Genomic DNA, 16,459 nt, shown 5'->3' with positions numbered 1-16,459 from the left:
AGGGACGTCCAAAGGATCCGACGATGGCCCCGAACGTCACATGACAAGCCGAGTGCCTGTTTCACATCTCCTGATGGTGCACCGGTCTCGAAGCACGCGTGGCCACCGGTGTGTCGGGCCGGCGTCGTCCGGCATGAGTGATCAACGGCATGAGGTCGTCGTCCACTGTGCTCAGCCGGCCGGTGTGGAGGGGCTGGTGGCATGCGGGAGCGCACTGTTCGCAGAGGATGCCGGGACGAGGGATCCGAGCGTCGACGCACGTCGGCCTCGTGGGTTCGGACCTGAACGCTTCGCCTCCGGCGTAGACGACCCGACCAGGCTTCTGCTCGTCGCAGACCGCGACGGGCGGGTCGTGGGACGCCTCGCCGGGTCCGTGGCCGAGGGATCTGCGCTGAGACCGGTCCAGGTCGCGACGCTTGTGAGCATGTAGGTGCAGCCGGCCCGGCGCGGTGGTGGGCTCGGAGCGCGCCTGGTCGCCCGGTTCTCGGCCTGGGTGAAGGAAGTGGGGGCCGAACCGGCCGAGGCGGCCGCGTACTCCAGCAACACCGATGCACTTCGCTTTTACGAGCGGAACGCTTTCGCGAGTCACACAGTGACGTTGCGGACCGCTTCGTGAGTGCCCGGTGCTGTGGAAGAGGGTGCGGGGAACGCGGCCTGAGTGGGGTGGCGGTGGTCCGGGCGACCGTCGGTCTGCGTCGTTCTCGTGAGATGACGGTTGCCCTGTCCGGCTGGCCTGTCTGCGGGTGGTGCACCTGGTCATGGGGGTGATCGCAGCCCGGGTGACGAGCGGTTCGGAGTGCCGGGCGAACCGTTCGTGGTCTCGTGCGTGTCGGCGGGGCGTGCGTGATCCCGGTCGGCGGGTGTTCGGCCACCCAGCGGTGGGGGCAAGATGAGGAACCCGAGGGTTTCGGCGGCCGACTGACGGTCTTGAGCGTCAGTCGGCCGCCTCCTCGCCCACCGCACCGGACCGGCGACCGGGATGGCGGCGGGCAGTTCGATATCCAGTACCCCCTCGGGGCGTCCTGGCCGTCCGGCCACTCCACCAGGAGCGTCCGGGCAGGCAGGACGCCGTTCCACCGGGTGCGGCCACTGCCCGCCTCCTGGGCCGCGGCCGGGGACTGCTTGCCCGCGGGCCGCACGGTAGGACCGCGAACCGTGAGTACATCGCGCCTTTGCCGCCCTGCCGCCAGGTCACCTCGGTGAACCGGCCGGCACCGGCCTCAACCGCGAGGAGGGAGACGACTCGCGGCGAGGTGCGGCAGCGGGGCAGGGCCGGCGGCCCGAGCCCGCCGTAAGCGGGCTGGTGCGGTTCGGCATCCTCCGGGTGGGCGACGTCCTTCCTGCCACCCGGGAGAGCCGACGGCTTTCTTCATTACCTCAGGGGTAATCGACCGATCGGGCAGCTCGATGGAGAGTTGGATCAGGCGTCGTCGCACGACGTCGGTCCGCTCCGTCATTTCCGAAGGGACGCACTCCGTGACGCAGTACAACAACGCCGTCAGCCGGTACCTGGCCGCCTGGAACGCCGTCGGCTCCGAGGCCATCGCCAAGGCCGTCGCCGAGGCGTGGACCGAGGACGGCACGTACACCGACCCGCTGGCGGACGTCCAGGGGCACGAGGGCATCCAGGCGGCCATCGAGGGTGCGCACGAGCAGTTCCCCGGCTTCGAGTTCCGGCTCAAGGGCGAGGTCGACGGCAATCACCACATCGCGCGCTTCTCGTGGGACCTGGTGTCGACGGCCGACGGGTCGTCCCCGGCGGGAGGCTCCGACGTGATCACACTGGCGGAGGACGGACGGATCAAATCGGTGAGCGGATTCCTCGACCGCGTTCCGTCCGCGTGATCCTCTCTCCCATCACCTGAAGCGCCTGCGCGGTCTCCGGGTCGGCGGGCAGGAAGACCTCGACCTCCAGCTCGGAGACGGTGACCTCGGTGGGTGCGCTCAGGCTCATCACCGCCGACACGAAGGACAGCACCTGCCCTTCGTGCTCCAGCAGCAGCGGCAGCGCGAAGGGGAAGCGGAAGGCGTCGTCCCGGTCCGGTCCGGTGTTCTCACCGCGCCAGGACGGGGGTGCCGGATAACGGCTCACTTCTTCGTACAGCTCCCTCAGAGGCGCCGAACCCCTCATGGTCAGCTGGTGGCACAGCCGTCCCAGCAAGTGCGCCCGCCAGAGGGGGTACTTGTGGATCCGGGGCGCGAGCCCTTCGGGATGCATGGTCAGCCGCATGATGTTCGGCGACGGCAGCAGGAGATGTTCCGCCACGTCGGACACCAGGGCGTGGAAGGCGCGGTTGGCCTCGATGACGCGGTACTGCGCGTCATGGATGAAGACCGGATTGGGCTCGTAGGCGACGAGCAGCCGCTTCAGCTCCTCGCGCACAATGCTGAGATCTTCCGTTTCCGTGAAGGAGTTCTCGGGAAAGAACGGGGCGAATCCAGCGGCGACCAACAGGACATTTCGTTCGCGAATAGGAATGTCCATGTGGTCCGCTAATCGTAACAGGATGCTGCGGCTCGGGCTGGCCCGCCCCGTCTCGATGAAGCTGATGTGCCGCGCCGAACTGTCCGCCCTGGAGGCGAGTTCGAGCTGACTCATACGACGCCTTTTCCGCCACTCACGCAGCAGGGTCCCAACGTCCTGACTGCGCCCGGCGTACCATCCGTTATAACGCATGAATTAAATTTAACACATTCCCTTTGCCATTGGAATATGCCAACATTCGGTCCAGCGGCGCTCAGCCGGCGAGCACCTGCGCCGTCCACCGGCGCAACTGCGCGGCGTCCATGGCGGCCAGGCCCTCGGCGGCTCGGGCCAGGTCGGCTCCGCCGCACAGCTCGGTGAACTTCTGCCGCACCAGTTCCGCGTGGTGCTCGCGGGTGTGCGGCCCGGCGGCGCCCAGCGGGATGAGACGCTCCCGCGTCAGGAGTCGCCCGTCCCGGAGACGCACGCTCACCCGGGCCCCGGTCGTCTTGGTGGACCGGGAGAAGTCGGACGGCCCCAGCCCCTCGTTCGCCTGCCGTGCGAGCAGTTCGGTCTCGGGCCCGCCGAACGCCCGGAGCCAGGGTCCCGCCGCGTCCCCCGCCGTCCGGACCGCCTCGCCGAAGGGGGCCTGCGACCGGAACAGGGCGCGGGTGAGCTCCGGGTCGTGCACGACCCGGACGCGGTCGGCCAGACGCCAGCGGTCCGGCTCGGCCAGCAGGGGGCGCTCGAAGTCCGCCGTCCCGAGCCGGCCGGTCAGCAGCGCGGTCGCCACCGGGTAGGGCGTGTGCAGTACCAGCGCGCCCAGCGGGGCGTCGGGGCCGGTGACGTAGCGCTCGGCCGTGCGGCCCGCGAACAGCGTGTACAGCGATGCCTCCACCACCACTTCGGTCACCGAGTCCACATCGACGCGGCCCAGGGCCTGGTGGAGTTCGAGGGCGCAGTCGACGGCGGCGTCGATGCCCGGACCACCGGGGCGCATCTTGAAGGAGAGCGTCTCCGTGTACCAGCGGCTGCCGAGGCCGTCGGTGAGCGCCCCGACCAGCGGCACATCGGAGAAGGCGGCCAGGAAGCCGTCCGGGTGCTCCATCAGGTCCGGTGCGCCGCGCAGACCCGCGGCGGCGGCGTCGCAGGCGTCCAGGCCGGCGCGGACCGGGGTGAAGGTGTTCAGGAGCCGGGCGTCGCTGGCGAGGAAGGCCCGCATCAGGGGCCGGTGGGGCATCGCGAAGGCCAGAGCGAGCGCGTCGGTCCAGTGGGCCGCGTCGGCGCCCTCGCAGTGCGACCGGCCGCTGACTGCGCCGGCCAGGTGGGTGTGGACGGCGCTCTGCCCCCGCAGCAGGCCCAGGGTCGCCGCCGCGGTCATGCGGGCCGCGCACTCGTTGGCGACCACCACCGCGGTGATCAGGCGGGCACCGTCCAGGCCGAGACCATGGGCGAACGCGAGGGGCACGGCGACCGTGGAGTTGGACAGGTGCCCCGCGTAGGCGGTGTCGTCGAGGTTCAACCACGAGCCCAGCGCGGCGAGGACAGCGGCGCTCTGCCGGGCGTCGGCCTGCAACGGCGGTCCGAACGCCTTGACCAGCCGCTGTCCCAGGGGGTGGTCGAGTCCGGTGCGGATGGCTGCTGCCTGCGACAGCACCTGGCTGGTCGCGAGCCGGCGCACGCGTTCCGGGATGGCCTCGTACTCCAGTCCGGCGGCCCATTCGCACAGGTCTGTCAGCGCGGTCACACCGGGTCCGCGGTGTCGAGTCCGGCGCACGCGCGGGAGTGGCCGGCTGAGAACTCGGCGGCACCTCGGCCGCCCCACACCGGCAGCGCCGCCGGCAGCACCTCCAGGGTGATGCGCCGCAGGGTGGGCGGCTGAAGTTCGCCGTCGTGCTCGAAACAGAGCGGCACCCCGTCCAACCGCTCGACGACGACGCGGCGACCACGTCCGTAGAAGACCCCGGGACTGCCGAGGTGTTCCCCGTTCCGGGTCAGCTCGGGCACCAGTGGCGGGGGAACGCTCGCGTCGACGACGCACACGTCGAGCAGCCCGTCGTCGTACTCGGAGCGTGGCAGTACCCGGTACTGGCCTCCCCGGTGGCGTCCGCCGCCGACGTTGGCGAGGACCGTGCCGCCCTCGTGCAGCACGGTCCCGTCGACGGTCACCCGCCCGGGGTACGGGGTGAAGGCCTCGGCCGTCTCGGCGAAGGCTCGGGCGTAACGGGCCCGGCCGCTGAGCGGGACCGAGCGGGCCACCCGCAGCGCGTCCGCGATGACGCCGGAGCAGGCACCGAGGAAGACCTTCGCGCCGGTCTCGGCGACCCGCGCCAGATCGAGCCGGTGCCGCGCGGCGTCCCCGGCCAGCACGTCGCGCAGGCTTTCCCGCCAGGGGCGTTCGCCCCAGAGCATCAGGTAGCCGGAGTTGCCGGTGCCGGCCGGTACGACGGCCAGGGCCGGGCCGGGGTCCGGCCGGTCCGGGCGGGCGCGAGTCATGCCGTCGACCACTTCGTGCACGGTGCCGTCGCCGCCGACCGCGACGATCAGGTCCGCGGCCGGATCCCGTCGCTCGCAGGCTGCCTGGGCGGCGGCCGCTGCGTCGCCCACTCGTCGTGTGCGGCGCAGCGTCACCTCCTTGCCCGCTTCCGCGAACAGGGCGAGGACGCCGTCGAGGAGGACGTCGTCCATGGTCCCTGCGGTCGGATTGGCGATGACGACGGCATGCCGGGGCGGCGGCGCCGTGAAGGTGGTCATGAGAACGAGGCTCCCGTCGAAGAGCGAGCGGTGCGAGAGCGTCCGCACCGTGGGCGCACGCCTCGACCGCGCCCACGGTGCGGACGCACCCGGGGCGCGGCACGTCGTTCCGCGCTGCCCACGCGGTGCGACGGCACGACAGTCCGGCGGAGAGGACAGGATTCGAACCTGTGAAGGCGGGCTAGCCACCCGACCGGCGAGCCGGTCCCCGATAAGCCGCTCCGGGCACCTCTCCTGGAGCCCGGCTCCGGATTCCTCCGGCGCCGGCTACGAGAACGACTCTGCCGGACCGCCCTGACGTGCTGCTGACGAAGCCCTGACGGGCGGGACCCGGCGGCGGCGAAGTCCGGTCAGGGACTGGTCAGCGCACCGTCAGGAGCCCGTCTGACCATGGGACCCCGTCCCGTCATTCCTGACGGACCGTCTCTTGCAAGGAGAAAGAGGTATGCAATCACCTCACGAGGATGCCTTGGCCGAGCGTTCGGGGGCGGGCCCCACGAAGCCGCTGGCTGCCGTACCCGGAAGGGTCCGCGACGCTCCGGCCGGCACCGTGGGCGCCTCGGCGACCTTCGCCGAGCTGCTGCAGCGGGTCAAGGCCGAAGGGCTGCTGGACCCCGCCCGGGGCTATTACGTCGGCAAGCTGGCACTGAACACGGCGCTGCTCGCGATCGGCTTCACGGCGTTCTTCACACTCGGTGACAGCTGGCTGCAACTGCTGGTGGCGGTGTGGATGGGGCTGTGCGGCGCGCAGAGCGCCTTCATGTGGCACGACGCCGGTCACAAGTCCATGTTCGGCACCCACTGGACGGCCTCGCTCATGGGGTACATCCACGCGAACCTCGTCAACGGGGTGAGCTACGGCTGGTGGGTCAACCACCACAACCGGCACCACAGCCACCCCAACCACCTGGAGATGGACCCGGACATCGGCCGGCGGACCGCGATCTTCGACATGAAGCAGTACTCGAGCCGCAGCCGGCGCGGTCGCTTCATCGTGCGGTACCAGTCGGTGCTCTTCTTCGTCCTGCTGGTGCTGGAGTCGTACAAGATGCAGCGGACGGCGGTGACGACGCTGGCGAGGAACGAGGTGCGCCGCCGCTGGCTGGAGGTGGCGCTGATCGTGCTGCGCGCCGCGATCTACCTGACCTGTGTGTTCGTGGTGCTGCCGGTGGTGCTCGGTGTGGTGTTCATCCTGGTGCAGCAGGCTGTCCTCGGGGTCTACTTCGGGCTGATCTTCGCCCCCAACCACAAGGGCATGGCAGTGCGGGACGGCGAGCGGGAGGAGTTGGACTGGCTGGCCCGCCAGGTGCTCACCTCGCGCAACATCCGGCCTTCCCTGCTGATGGACTTCCTCTACGGAGGGCTCAACTACCAGGTCGAACACCACCTGTTCCCCGCGATGCCGCAGAGGAGTCTGCGCAGGGCGAGGGAGTTGACCCGGGAGTACTGCGCCGAACGCGGGATGCCCTACCACGAAGTGGGTTTCTGGGCCTCCTACCGCGAGGTCGCCACCTTCCTGCACGAGGTCAGCGCGCCGGCCCGCGAGGAGCGCGCCGCCGCCTGATCCGGTTCTTCTCGGTGACCCGGCGCATCGATGCCGAGCGCCGGGTTTCACCGTGCCCGGTCGGCCCGCCCCAGCGGACGGCACCGTCCGGCTCACGCCCGCGGTGACACGACCGCTCCCCGCCGCGCCCCGTCCCGCGGCCGGTCCACGGACCGTAGGACGCCCGGCGCCGATGGACGACCAGTCCACCGGCTCACGGGGCACCGGGCCACCGGCCACCGGCAGCCGTGCCCCCGAGTCGCTGGAGTGCACCCCCACCGACTGCGCCCCCCGGCCGCACACCATCGCCCCCGCGCCCTCCCCCACCGTGCCTCCCCGAGCCCCTCCCGTAGGAAAGGTCAGCACATCACCATGTCCCACGACACCTCCGGGACGGTCAGACCGACCGCGTCGGTCGCGAAACGGCTCGACCGTCTTCCCGTCCTGCCCACGCACCGCCGGATCACCACCGTGATCGGTGTCGGCCTGTTGTTCGACATGTACGAGAACAACCTCTCCGGCACCCTGTCGCAGGTGCTCCACTCGGACTTCGCCCTCTCTGCGACCGACGTGAAGCTGGTCCTCGCGTCCGTGTTCCTAGGCCAGTTCTTCGGGGCGATCCTGATGGGCCGCTTCGCCGACCGCTTCGGGCGGCGCCAGGCGTTCCTGATCAACCTGGCGGTCTACTCGTTCTTCTCGCTGGCCGGGGCCTTCTCGCCCTCCGTCGGCTGGCTGATCGCCACCCGGTTCCTCGCGGGCATCGGGATCGGCGCCGAACAGACGCTCAGCGACAGCTACCTCGCCGACGTCCTACCCGCACGGCATCGCGGCCGGCTGATGGCCTGGGCGTACACCATCGGCTTCTGCGGAGTGCCCGCGGTGGGCCTGACGGCCATGTGGCTGGTGCCCCTCGAACCCCTCGGCGTGGCGGGCTGGCGCTGGCTGTTCGCGCTCGGCGCACTCGGCTCGGTGGTGGTGTGGGTGTGGCGCCGGGGACTGTTCGAATCACCGCGGTGGCTCGCGGCGGTCGGCCGGAACACGGAGGCCGAGGCTCTGACCACCAGCCTGGAGGACGAGGCGCGACGGCTCGGCAAGGAGCTGCCCGAGCCCGGCGTCCGGGACGCCGCGCACCCGCTCCACGACACGCCGCAGGACGAACCGCCCGCCGTGTCCGCCCTGCCGATCGGCCCGTTCCTGCGGCAGCTCTTCTCCGCGCGCTATCGGCGCCGGACGGTGCAGTCCTGGATCCTCTGCCTGCTCTCGACGGTCGGCTACTACGGCTTCGGCACGCTCGCCCCGATGGTGCTGGCCGCCAAGGGGTATGACATCGTCCAGGGCCTGGGCTACTCGGCGGCCGTCTTCATCGGCTACCCGGTGGGGGCCCTGCTCGCGGTGCCTCTGATGGACCGGGTCGAACGCCGATCCCTGGTGGCCCTGTCGGCCACCGGCATGGCGCTGGCCGGCCTGGGCTTCGCTTTCGCCGGCTCGCCCGGGACGGTCATCGCCTGCGGCTTCGCCTACACGTTGGTGAGCAACGTCTTCTCCAGTGCGTCGCACGTGTTCCTGGCCGAGCAGTATCCGACCCCGATCCGCGCCCAGGCGTCGGGGACGGCCTACTCGCTGTCCAAACTCACCGCCGCCGCGCTGCCGTTCGTGCTGCTCCCGATCCTGGAGCACGGCGGTCCGGGGATGCTGTTCGCGACGATCGCGGCGGCCATGGGGACACTCGCGGCGGCGGTCTTCCTGCTCGCCGACCGCGCCACCGGCCACCCGGTGAACGCCGAGGAGTAGTCCACCGGCGGGTCGGCCGGCTCCTCGTCGTCCACCACCCCGAAGGCCGCCGCCATGAACCACACGAAGGCTTGCCGGAGTTCGGCCGCGCCGTCGCTGTACGGGGTGCTCGCGTGTGCGCACATGAGGGATTCTCCCAGGACGGGGCCGCGTACGGAGATTTTTCGTGAACTCCGTGCGCAACCTTGGCGAATCGAATCGGGCAGTGCACGGAAGAACGTATAGATCACCATGCACCCGGGGGACACACAAGGAAATTAGAACAGATCGGAATTGAAGAAAAAAGAAGTACGGACGACCGTCAGAACCTGGTCAGGGCCGCATCAGAATGACGTCAGGTCGAACTGGCAGAATCCACGAAGAGAAACCTGTGGAAGAAATGTAGCCCCTGGAGGAGAGAGTGCCGGAGAGTAAATTACGGAGCTACAAACTCTATATAGCGGGGAAAGACGTCGACAGTGAGGAATGGGTCTACACCGTAGAATCGCGCTCCCTGCTGGAGGACGTCTTCACGAGTGTCGGCCTGAAGCGGGAACTGGAACGGAACCCGGACTCGGAGCTGGCCCACCACCCCTACGTGGCGGGGCGCTGCGCCGTCGCCGGCGACACCGCCATCGCCCTGGCCAGTGAGGCCGCCGCCGCCGCCGCACCCGGATGGGCCGCGGTGCCGCTGGACCGGCGGATGCGACTGGGATCGATGTTCCGCGAGGCACTGATCCGGCAGCAGCAGACCTTCACGGACATGCTGGTGGCCGAGGGCCACCCGGTGAGTCTGGCACGCTGGGAACTGAGCTGCCTGCTGCAGATCTACAGCGACGAGAGCCTCGGCTGGTACCGGCAGCAGATGCACACGGAGATCGCCTACGGCGACCGCCGGCTGATCGTCCGCCGGCAGCCTGACGGTGTCGTCGCCTTCCACCCGCCGCAGAACGCCCCGGCGCCCAGCGCCGCGCTGGCCGTGCTGGCCGTCATGGCCGGCAACGCGGTGGTCGTGCGGGCACCGCGCAGCATCGCCCTGAGCACCATGTGGCTGCTGCGCGACGTGGTCGGCCCCCTGCTGGAGGAGATCGGCGCGCCCCCCGGGGTCCTGAACGCCATCTGCGCCAATCCCGGCCGGACGCTGAACCACTGGCTCGAAGACCCGCTCATCGACGACATCTTCTACATCGGTGGCAGTACCGAGGGCCTGCGCTTCCAGGAGCAGTGCGTGGCTCGCGGCAAGAAGCCGATCCTGGAGCTGGCCGGCAACGACGGCATCGTCGTCTGGCGCGACGCCGACGTCCCCCGGGCCGCGGAGGCGATCTGCGAGGCGTTCTACGGCTCCGGCCAGATCTGTATGGTGCCCAACTACGTGCTGGTGCACCCCGAGGTCGCGGACCGGCTGATCGCCGAGGTCGCCGCGTGCGCCCAGGCCGTCCGTCCCGGATACCCGGAGGACTCCGGCGTCCTGCTGTCCCCGGTACGCCGCAGTGAACGGTTCTTCGACCTGCTGCGTCAGTCCTACGAGCAGGGGGGCAGGCTGGTGACCGGCGGCCGCCGGGTCGAGGTGGACGGCACCCCGTCCGAGACGGGGGTCTTCCTCCAGCCGACCGTCCTCAGGATCGACGGTCTGGCCGACGCGAGGAAGCACGACGTGGTGCGGCAGGAGACCTTCTTCCCGCTGCTGCCCGTCGTCGTCCTCGCCCCCGCCGGGGACGAGGACCTCCTGGACCATCTGATCGACTTCGTCAACACCAACGAGTACGGGCTGCGCAACTCGCTGTGGGCGGAGTCGGAGTCCGTCATCGCCGCGTTCGTCCAGCGGATCGGCAACGGCGGCCTGCTCAAGATCAACGACTCGCACATCGGCTTCCTGCCGTATCTGCCCAGCCACGGTGGCACCGGCCTGACCGGCGGCGCGTTCGGCGAGGCCAACTACCCGATGCTGAAGACCTCGCACCTCCAGGGTGTCAGTGTCGCGCGGGGCGTCCGACCGCGCGACGCGGTTTTCGGCAGCTGAGTCCACACCCGAGACCGGAGGTCTTCCGTGCGTTCCCTCGACACCGCCCGAGACTTGTGCCAGCAGTACCATCCGGGGCTGATCAAGGCGCTGGAGAGCATTCCCTCTGCGGAGCGGGAGTCCTCCGGCAGTCCGGTGATCGGGCTCTTCCGGGAACACGAAGGCGCCGGACTGATGGTCCCGCGTCCGTACGGCGGCCTGGGGGCCGGCCTTCTGGACGCGATCCGTGTCCAGCGCGCGCTCGGTTCGGTGTCCCCGTCGCTCGCCGCGGCCACCGCCATGCACCACTTCACCGCGGCCATGCTGTTCGATCTCGCCGGCACCGCCGGCCGCCTGACGGACCGACAGATGGAGGTGCTGAGCGGGATCGCGCCACGACGGCTGCTGATGGCGTCCGGCTGGGCGGAGGGCAAAACCCAGCAGAACATCCTCCTGCCCTCCGTGACCGCCGTCCCCTCCGCGGACGGCTTCCTGCTGACCGGCAGCAAGAAGCCGTGCAGCCTGGCCGGTTCGATGGACCTGCTGACGGTGAGCATCGCCGTCCCCGGCCCCGGCGGACCCGAGCTCGCCCTGGCCCTGGTGCCCGCCGACGCCCCCGGCGTCTCCGTCCGCCCCTTCTGGGGCAACGACGTGCTGGCCGCGGCGGAGAGCGACGAGGTGCGGCTGGAGAACACCCCCGTCCCCGCCGAGCTGGTCATCCGTACCTCTTCGGAGGACCCGCGCCGGCTCGACGACCTTCAGACCGCCGGGTTCGTCTGCTTCACCCTGCTGATCTCGGCGGGTTACGCGGGCGCCGCGGCCGCGCTGGTCGCCACCGTGCTGGAGCGCGGGCGCGGCAGCGAGGGCGACCGCGCGTCCCTGGTCATCGGCAGCGAGGCGGCTTTCGCCCAGCTGGAGGGCGCGGCCCGCGCGGTACAGGACGGGCTGACCGGCGAGGCCGCGGTCGCCGAGGTCCTCGTCGCGCGGTACGCCACACAACGCGCCCTGGTGCGGACCGCGGACCTGGCCCTCGACCTGCTGGGCGGCATCGACTTCATCCGCGGCCCGGAGCACACCCGCCTGGCCGCGTCCGTGCGTCCGCTGGCCTTCCACCCGCCGGGCCGGTCGTCCGCCGCCGGGCCGCTGCTGTCGTGGTTCACCGGCGGCCCGCTGGAACTCTCCTGACCTCCGCCCCCCCTCTCTGGAGCACCGTCATGACCGTCCTGAGCACCGAGACATCTGCCCCCGACACCGAAAAGCACATCCTCGGCCTGTACCGGGCTCATCTGAGCAAGGGCCGAGCCACCGTGGCCGAACTCTTCGGCAGCCACATGGAGGTCGAGTCCTCCGGTGCCTGGCTCACCACCAGCGACGGTGAGCGCTTCCTCAACGCCGGCGGCTACGGCGTCTTCCTGATGGGTGCCCGGCACCCGCTGGTGGTCGAGGCGGTCGCCCGCCAGTTGCACACCCATCCGACCGCGACCCGCATCCTGCTGGAGCCGACGGTGGCCCGGGCCGCCGAAGCGCTGCTGTCCGTGGTGCCCGCCGGTCTGGAGCGGGTGCACTTCGCGCTGTCCGGCGCCGAGGCGGTGGAGGCCGGCCTCAAACTCGCACGGGCCTCGGGCCGCCGCCGTACCGTCGCCATGCTGGGCGGCTACCACGGCAAGACCCTGGGCGCGCTGTCGGCCACCGCCAAGGAGGTCTACCAGAAGCCCTTCCGGCCGCTGCTTGCGGACTTCACCCACCTGCCGTTCGGCGACGCGGACGCCCTGCGGGACGAACTCGCCGCCCACCCGGGCGAGGTGTGCGTGATCCTGGAGCCCGTCCAGGGCGAGGGCGGGGTCATCATTCCGCCCAAGGGCTACCTTCGCCAGGTCGAAGCGCTGGTGCGCCAGTACGACGGTTTCCTCGTCCTCGACGAGGTGCAGTCGGGCTTCGGGCGACTGGGCGAGTGGTGGGGTGCCGACATCGAGGGGATAGTCCCCGACGTCCTGCTGGCCGGCAAGGCGCTGGGCGGTGGGGTGGCCCCGGTGTCCGCGGTGGTGGCCACCCGAAAGGCCTTCAAGCCGTTCGACCTGGACCCCTACATCCACACCGGCACCTTCGCCGGCCAGCCGCTGCTCATGGCCGCGGTGCAGGGCGCCATCCGGGCGATCGAGGAAGGACGGCTGGTCACCCGGGCCATGGAGCTGGGCGCCCGGCTGCTGCCGGCCATCTCGGAGATCGCCCACCGCAACCTGGGTGACCTCCTCGTGGAGGTACGCGGCAAGGGCCTGCTCATCGGTGTCGAACTCGCCGAGGCAGGGCTGGCGGGCGAGTTGCTGATCGAGCTCTTCAACCACGGGGTCGTCGCCAACCACTCGATGAACGGCAGTTCCGTGGTGCGCTTCACTCCGCCCGCAGTGCTCGACGAGGCGGACATACGCCACCTGCTCGACGGTTTCGACAGGGCGACCCGCGACCTCATCCGCAACTCGACGACCATGCCCGAAGGGCGATGATCCGCCATGCGACACGTACTGCTGGAAGCCCTGGTTCCCGGGGAGAAGGCCGAGAGCGTCTTCCACTCGGTCAGGCGATGGGAGCGCTATCCCGAACTCGCCCCGCACGTGCAGTCGACCACCGTCCACGCGACCCATCCCGAGCCGGACTGCTCATCCAGCTGGGAACTGCACTTCCGCAGCGGCCTGTTGCGCTGGACCGAGCGGGACGAGTTCCTCGTCGACTCGCTGGAGATCCGGTTCGAGCAGACCGAGGGCGACTTCGACACGTTCCGCGGCGCGTGGACCCTCACCCAGCGGGGGGAGGACGTGTCGGTGCGCTTCGAGGCGGACTTCGACTTCGGCATCCCCAGTCTGGAAGGCATCCTCGATCCGATAGCCGAACGGGTCGTCAAGGAGACGATCGCCTGGGCGGTGGCGGGGATGCACCCCGGCACCGAGATCTTCGGCGAGGTCGCGGGGCCGGACTCCTCCCGGACCGAAGTCACGACCCCGGCCTAGGCCGGGCCCCGTCCGCGGAGCCGGCGCACGGGTCCGGCCACCGGATCGCCCGCGTCACCGCCGGTGGCCGGCACCGGCCGCCCCGCCTCCCGCGCGGCCGGAGAGACCGCCGGCGTCTCGACGTCCTCCTTCTCACCGCGCGTGCACACACCGGACTCCGCTCGTCCGCACCCAGGAAGCACGATCTCCGTTCCGTCCGGTCCGCCTCCCCGGACCGACACCCGAAGGAGTCAGCAATGGACCAGGCCAACCCTTTCGAAACACCACGCACGTTCTCGCTGCACCGCGCCGAGTACCTGGTGGGGCTCGCGGTGTCGACCGTGCTGATGATCGTCCACTACGACGAGATCCGCTGGCTGCCGGCCGTCGGTCTCTTCCTGTACATCGACGTCATCGGCTATCTGCCGGGAGCGATCGCGTTCCGGCGCAGCCACGGTCGGCCGATCTCCAAGGCGTACTACGCGCTGTACAACTTCATGCACAGTCTCATCACCCAGGGCGCGGTGGTCGGGCTGTGGTGCTGGCTGATCGGCCCCGAGTGGGCGCTGCTCGTCATCCCGTTCCATCTCTGCGGCGACCGGGGCCTGTTCGGCAACTTCATGAAGAGCTACGCGCTGCCCTTCGAGCCCGTCCGGCAGCCGGGCTATCTGAGGCTGCTGGACGACCTGGGGCTCGCGCACCCCAAGCCGGTCGGGCACACGGCCGATCCGGCTCCGGTGGGCCACGCGCCGGCGCGGGTCCCGTCGCGGCCGGTCGGCTGACCGGTCCCGGCAGCGCCGCACCGACCGCGCCGCGACGCACGACACCCATGACCGACCGAAGGAGAAGGCACCGCTGTGACCACCGGAACCGACCGCACACCGGACACCACGAGCACCACGGCCGCCGGCGCTCCCCGGCCGATCGCACGTGAGGCCGACTGGAACGACGCTCCCGGTCTCCTCGACGGCGCCAAGAGCCTCACTCTGGGCCCGGACGACTGCGACCTCGCCTACTGGATCACCTCCGTCGCGCAGGGAACCCTGCGCGACCGGGGCGAGAGCGGCCACCACGTGGACGCGACGGTGCCCCGCTTCCTGACCGAACCGGGTCCGCTGCGCGAGGCGCTGATCCTGGAGTTCGGCTTCCGCAGCCTGTCCGAGGAGATCGCCACCCGGCTGCTCGGCCACTACGTGCCGATCGCCCCCGGCATACCCGAGCTGGAGTTCTACGCCACCCAGTTGATCGACGAGGCCCGGCACGCCCGGGTGTTCCGCAACCATCTGGTCGAGCTGGGCATGCCGGCCGACTCGTTGCTCAAGGACATCGAGGCGCTTTCCGGCGACTACCGCCGTGACGTCCTCCAGCCCGTCGAGGACTTCACCCTGGACATGGTGCGCGACAAGCAGGACTTCATGGGCGGGGTCGCCGTCTTCGCCATCGTCATCGAGGGCGTACTCGCCCCCGCCGCAGAATTGAGCGAACGCAAGTGGACCCCGCTCTCCCCGGCGACCGGCGAGATCTCCCGGGGCACCGGCATCGACGAGATCCGCCATCTGACCGTGGCCAGCACGATCCTCCGTGACCACCTGGCGCGCAGCCCCGAGTCCCGCGACCACATCCTGGAGATCATCCGGGCCGGGGTGAAGCTGTGGGACGAGGTACCGGACCGGGAGTACGTCATCCACCGCGAGGAGCTGTTCCAGCAGGGCATGGCCGAACAGGCGGACCTGATCGGCGACTACGAGCTCTGGCCGGGAGTGCGGATGCTGGACACCACACCGGAGCAGCGCTACGACATGGCGGAGCGGTGGACGGACGAGATGGCCGAGGTCCGGATGGCCTACATGGGGCTGCCGGTGGAGGCTCTGACCGGCGGCAGCCCCGCATGACCGGCCGGGCCGCCGCACCCGCGGCGGTGATCGCGGGCATCGGCCGGTATCTCCCGCCGGACGTGGTGACCAATGACGATCTGGCAGCACGGCTCGACACCTCCGACGAGTGGATCCGGTCACGCACCGGTATCGCCTCCCGGCGTGTGATCGCGCCGGGTGTCACGACCTCGGACCTGGCGGTGGAGGCGGGCCGGCGGGCCCTGGCCTCGGCGGGCGGTGGCGACGCGGAGGCCGTGGTGCTCGCGACGACCACTCCGGACCAGCCCTGCCCCGCCACGGCGCCGCTGGTCGCGGACCGGCTCGGGCTCGGGAGGGTCGCCGCGTTCGACGTCTCCTCGGTGTGCAGCGGCTTCCTGTACGGGCTGGCCACCGCGGCGGGACTGATCGCCTCGGGCACGGCGGAGAACGTTCTGCTGATCGCGGCGGACGCCTTCACCACGATCATCGATCCCGCCGACCGGAGCACCGCGGTGATCTTCGCCGACGGGGCGGGCGCCGTGCTGCTGCGGTCCGGGCGGCCGAACGAGCCGGGCGCCGTCGGCCGGGTGGTCCTGGGCAGTGACGGTTCGCTCGGCGGGCTGATCGAGGTGCCCGCGGGAGGGTCGCGGCAGCGGTCCTCCGGGGTCGCCGCCGAGCCGGGCGAGGAGTTCTTCCGGATGCGGGGACGTGAGACGTTCCGGCACGCGGTGGGCCGGATGACGGAGTCCTCGCGGACGGCGCTCGCGGCGGCCGGCTGGGACGGTCCGCTCGCCGCGGACCGGTTCGCCGCGCACCAGGCCAACGGCCGGATCCTCACGGCCGTCGCCGAGGAACTCGGTATTCCGCCGGAGCGACGGCTGTCCAACATCGAGCGGACCGGGAACACCGGGGCGGCGTCGCTCGCGGTCCTGCTGGCCGAGGCGACCGCGCGGGGAGAGCTGGCGGCCGGCCACAAGACGCTGCTGACCGCCTTCGGCGGAGGTCTCGCCTGGGGGGCGACCGCCCTCCTGTGGCCCGAACTCAAGACGGTCGACGACTGACGGACGCGGCGACCTGCCGGCGTCACCCCCTGCC

General features: G+C 70.7%; 14 protein-coding genes, 1 tRNA gene and 1 pseudogene. 11 read left to right on the top strand and 5 right to left on the bottom strand.

From position 1 onward, the window contains the following. Positions 1-430 precede the first annotated feature (430 nt). Both ACIF80_RS06190 and ACIF80_RS06185 read left to right on the top strand, forming a co-directional pair. Positions 431-616 carry a GNAT family N-acetyltransferase gene (locus ACIF80_RS06190; protein WP_399799996.1) on the top strand — a complete coding sequence of 62 codons (186 nt, stop codon included), beginning with the start codon at positions 431-433 and terminating at the stop codon, positions 614-616. An 860-nt stretch (positions 617-1,476) separates the two neighbouring features. After that, a complete protein-coding gene (locus ACIF80_RS06185; protein WP_266073587.1) occupies positions 1,477-1,845 on the top strand; it encodes a nuclear transport factor 2 family protein in 369 nt (122 codons plus the stop codon). Here ACIF80_RS06185 and ACIF80_RS06180 read toward each other — a convergent pair. From ACIF80_RS06180 to ACIF80_RS06160, 5 genes and pseudogenes are all read right to left on the bottom strand, one after another. Beyond that, positions 1,802-2,452, bottom strand: a complete 651-nt coding sequence (locus tag ACIF80_RS06180; RefSeq protein WP_399801197.1) for a transcriptional regulator — start codon at positions 2,450-2,452, stop codon at positions 1,802-1,804. The two genes, ACIF80_RS06185 and ACIF80_RS06180, sit on opposite strands and share 44 nt — an antisense overlap. Before the next feature lie 66 nt (positions 2,453-2,518). After that, a pseudogene (locus ACIF80_RS06175) lies at positions 2,519-2,599 on the bottom strand (transcriptional regulator); the annotation flags it as partial. A gap of 139 nt (positions 2,600-2,738) precedes the next feature. Next, complete coding sequence (locus tag ACIF80_RS06170) at positions 2,739-4,211, bottom strand: MmgE/PrpD family protein (RefSeq protein ID WP_399799992.1); 1,473 nt, start codon at positions 4,209-4,211, stop codon at positions 2,739-2,741. Beyond that, positions 4,208-5,218, bottom strand: coding sequence for a diacylglycerol/lipid kinase family protein (locus tag ACIF80_RS06165; protein WP_399799989.1), 1,011 nt, complete (start codon positions 5,216-5,218; stop codon positions 4,208-4,210). The genes ACIF80_RS06170 and ACIF80_RS06165 overlap by 4 nt, the downstream gene beginning before the upstream one ends. Positions 5,219-5,365: 147 nt before the next feature. Further along, positions 5,366-5,453, bottom strand: a tRNA-OTHER gene (locus tag ACIF80_RS06160). Positions 5,454-5,663: 210 nt separating this feature from the next. Here ACIF80_RS06160 and ACIF80_RS06155 point away from each other — a divergent pair. The 9 genes from ACIF80_RS06155 (at position 5,664) to ACIF80_RS06115 (ending at position 16,425) form a co-directional block, all read left to right on the top strand. Then, a complete protein-coding gene (locus tag ACIF80_RS06155) occupies positions 5,664-6,782 on the top strand; it encodes an acyl-CoA desaturase (RefSeq protein ID WP_399799987.1) in 1,119 nt (372 codons plus the stop codon). A 351-nt stretch (positions 6,783-7,133) separates the two neighbouring features. Then, the gene (locus tag ACIF80_RS06150) at positions 7,134-8,552 is read left to right on the top strand and encodes an MFS transporter (protein WP_399799984.1); all 1,419 of its coding nucleotides are present in this window, start codon (positions 7,134-7,136) and stop codon (positions 8,550-8,552) included. Between the two features lie 400 nt (positions 8,553-8,952). Beyond that, positions 8,953-10,551, top strand: a complete 1,599-nt coding sequence (locus tag ACIF80_RS06145; protein ID WP_399799981.1) for an aldehyde dehydrogenase family protein — start codon at positions 8,953-8,955, stop codon at positions 10,549-10,551. Between the two features lie 27 nt (positions 10,552-10,578). Next, positions 10,579-11,715 (top strand): acyl-CoA dehydrogenase family protein, encoded by a 1,137-nt coding sequence (locus tag ACIF80_RS06140; RefSeq protein ID WP_399799979.1) that lies wholly within the window; start codon positions 10,579-10,581, stop codon positions 11,713-11,715. A 29-nt stretch (positions 11,716-11,744) separates the two neighbouring features. Next, positions 11,745-13,031: an aspartate aminotransferase family protein gene (locus ACIF80_RS06135; protein ID WP_399799976.1), complete on the top strand. Its 1,287-nt coding sequence runs from the start codon at positions 11,745-11,747 to the stop codon at positions 13,029-13,031. A 6-nt stretch (positions 13,032-13,037) separates the two neighbouring features. Next, entirely contained in the window at positions 13,038-13,532 is a 495-nt protein-coding gene (locus ACIF80_RS06130; RefSeq protein ID WP_399799973.1) for a type II toxin-antitoxin system RatA family toxin, read from the top strand. A gap of 236 nt (positions 13,533-13,768) precedes the next feature. Further along, complete coding sequence (locus ACIF80_RS06125) at positions 13,769-14,293, top strand: hypothetical protein (protein ID WP_399799971.1); 525 nt, start codon at positions 13,769-13,771, stop codon at positions 14,291-14,293. A gap of 141 nt (positions 14,294-14,434) precedes the next feature. Next, positions 14,435-15,403, top strand: a complete 969-nt coding sequence (locus ACIF80_RS06120) for a VlmB-like protein (protein ID WP_399801194.1) — start codon at positions 14,435-14,437, stop codon at positions 15,401-15,403. After that, a complete protein-coding gene (locus ACIF80_RS06115; RefSeq protein WP_399799968.1) occupies positions 15,400-16,425 on the top strand; it encodes a beta-ketoacyl-ACP synthase III in 1,026 nt (341 codons plus the stop codon). Before ACIF80_RS06120 ends, ACIF80_RS06115 begins: the two co-directional genes overlap by 4 nt. Positions 16,426-16,459 lie beyond the last annotated feature (34 nt).

The sequence above is a fragment of the Streptomyces sp. NPDC085927 genome (assembly GCF_044540975.1).
Classification (GTDB): Bacteria; Actinomycetota; Actinomycetes; order Streptomycetales; family Streptomycetaceae; genus Streptomyces; species Streptomyces hirsutus.
This window is presented reverse-complemented; position numbering and strand designations above follow the sequence as displayed.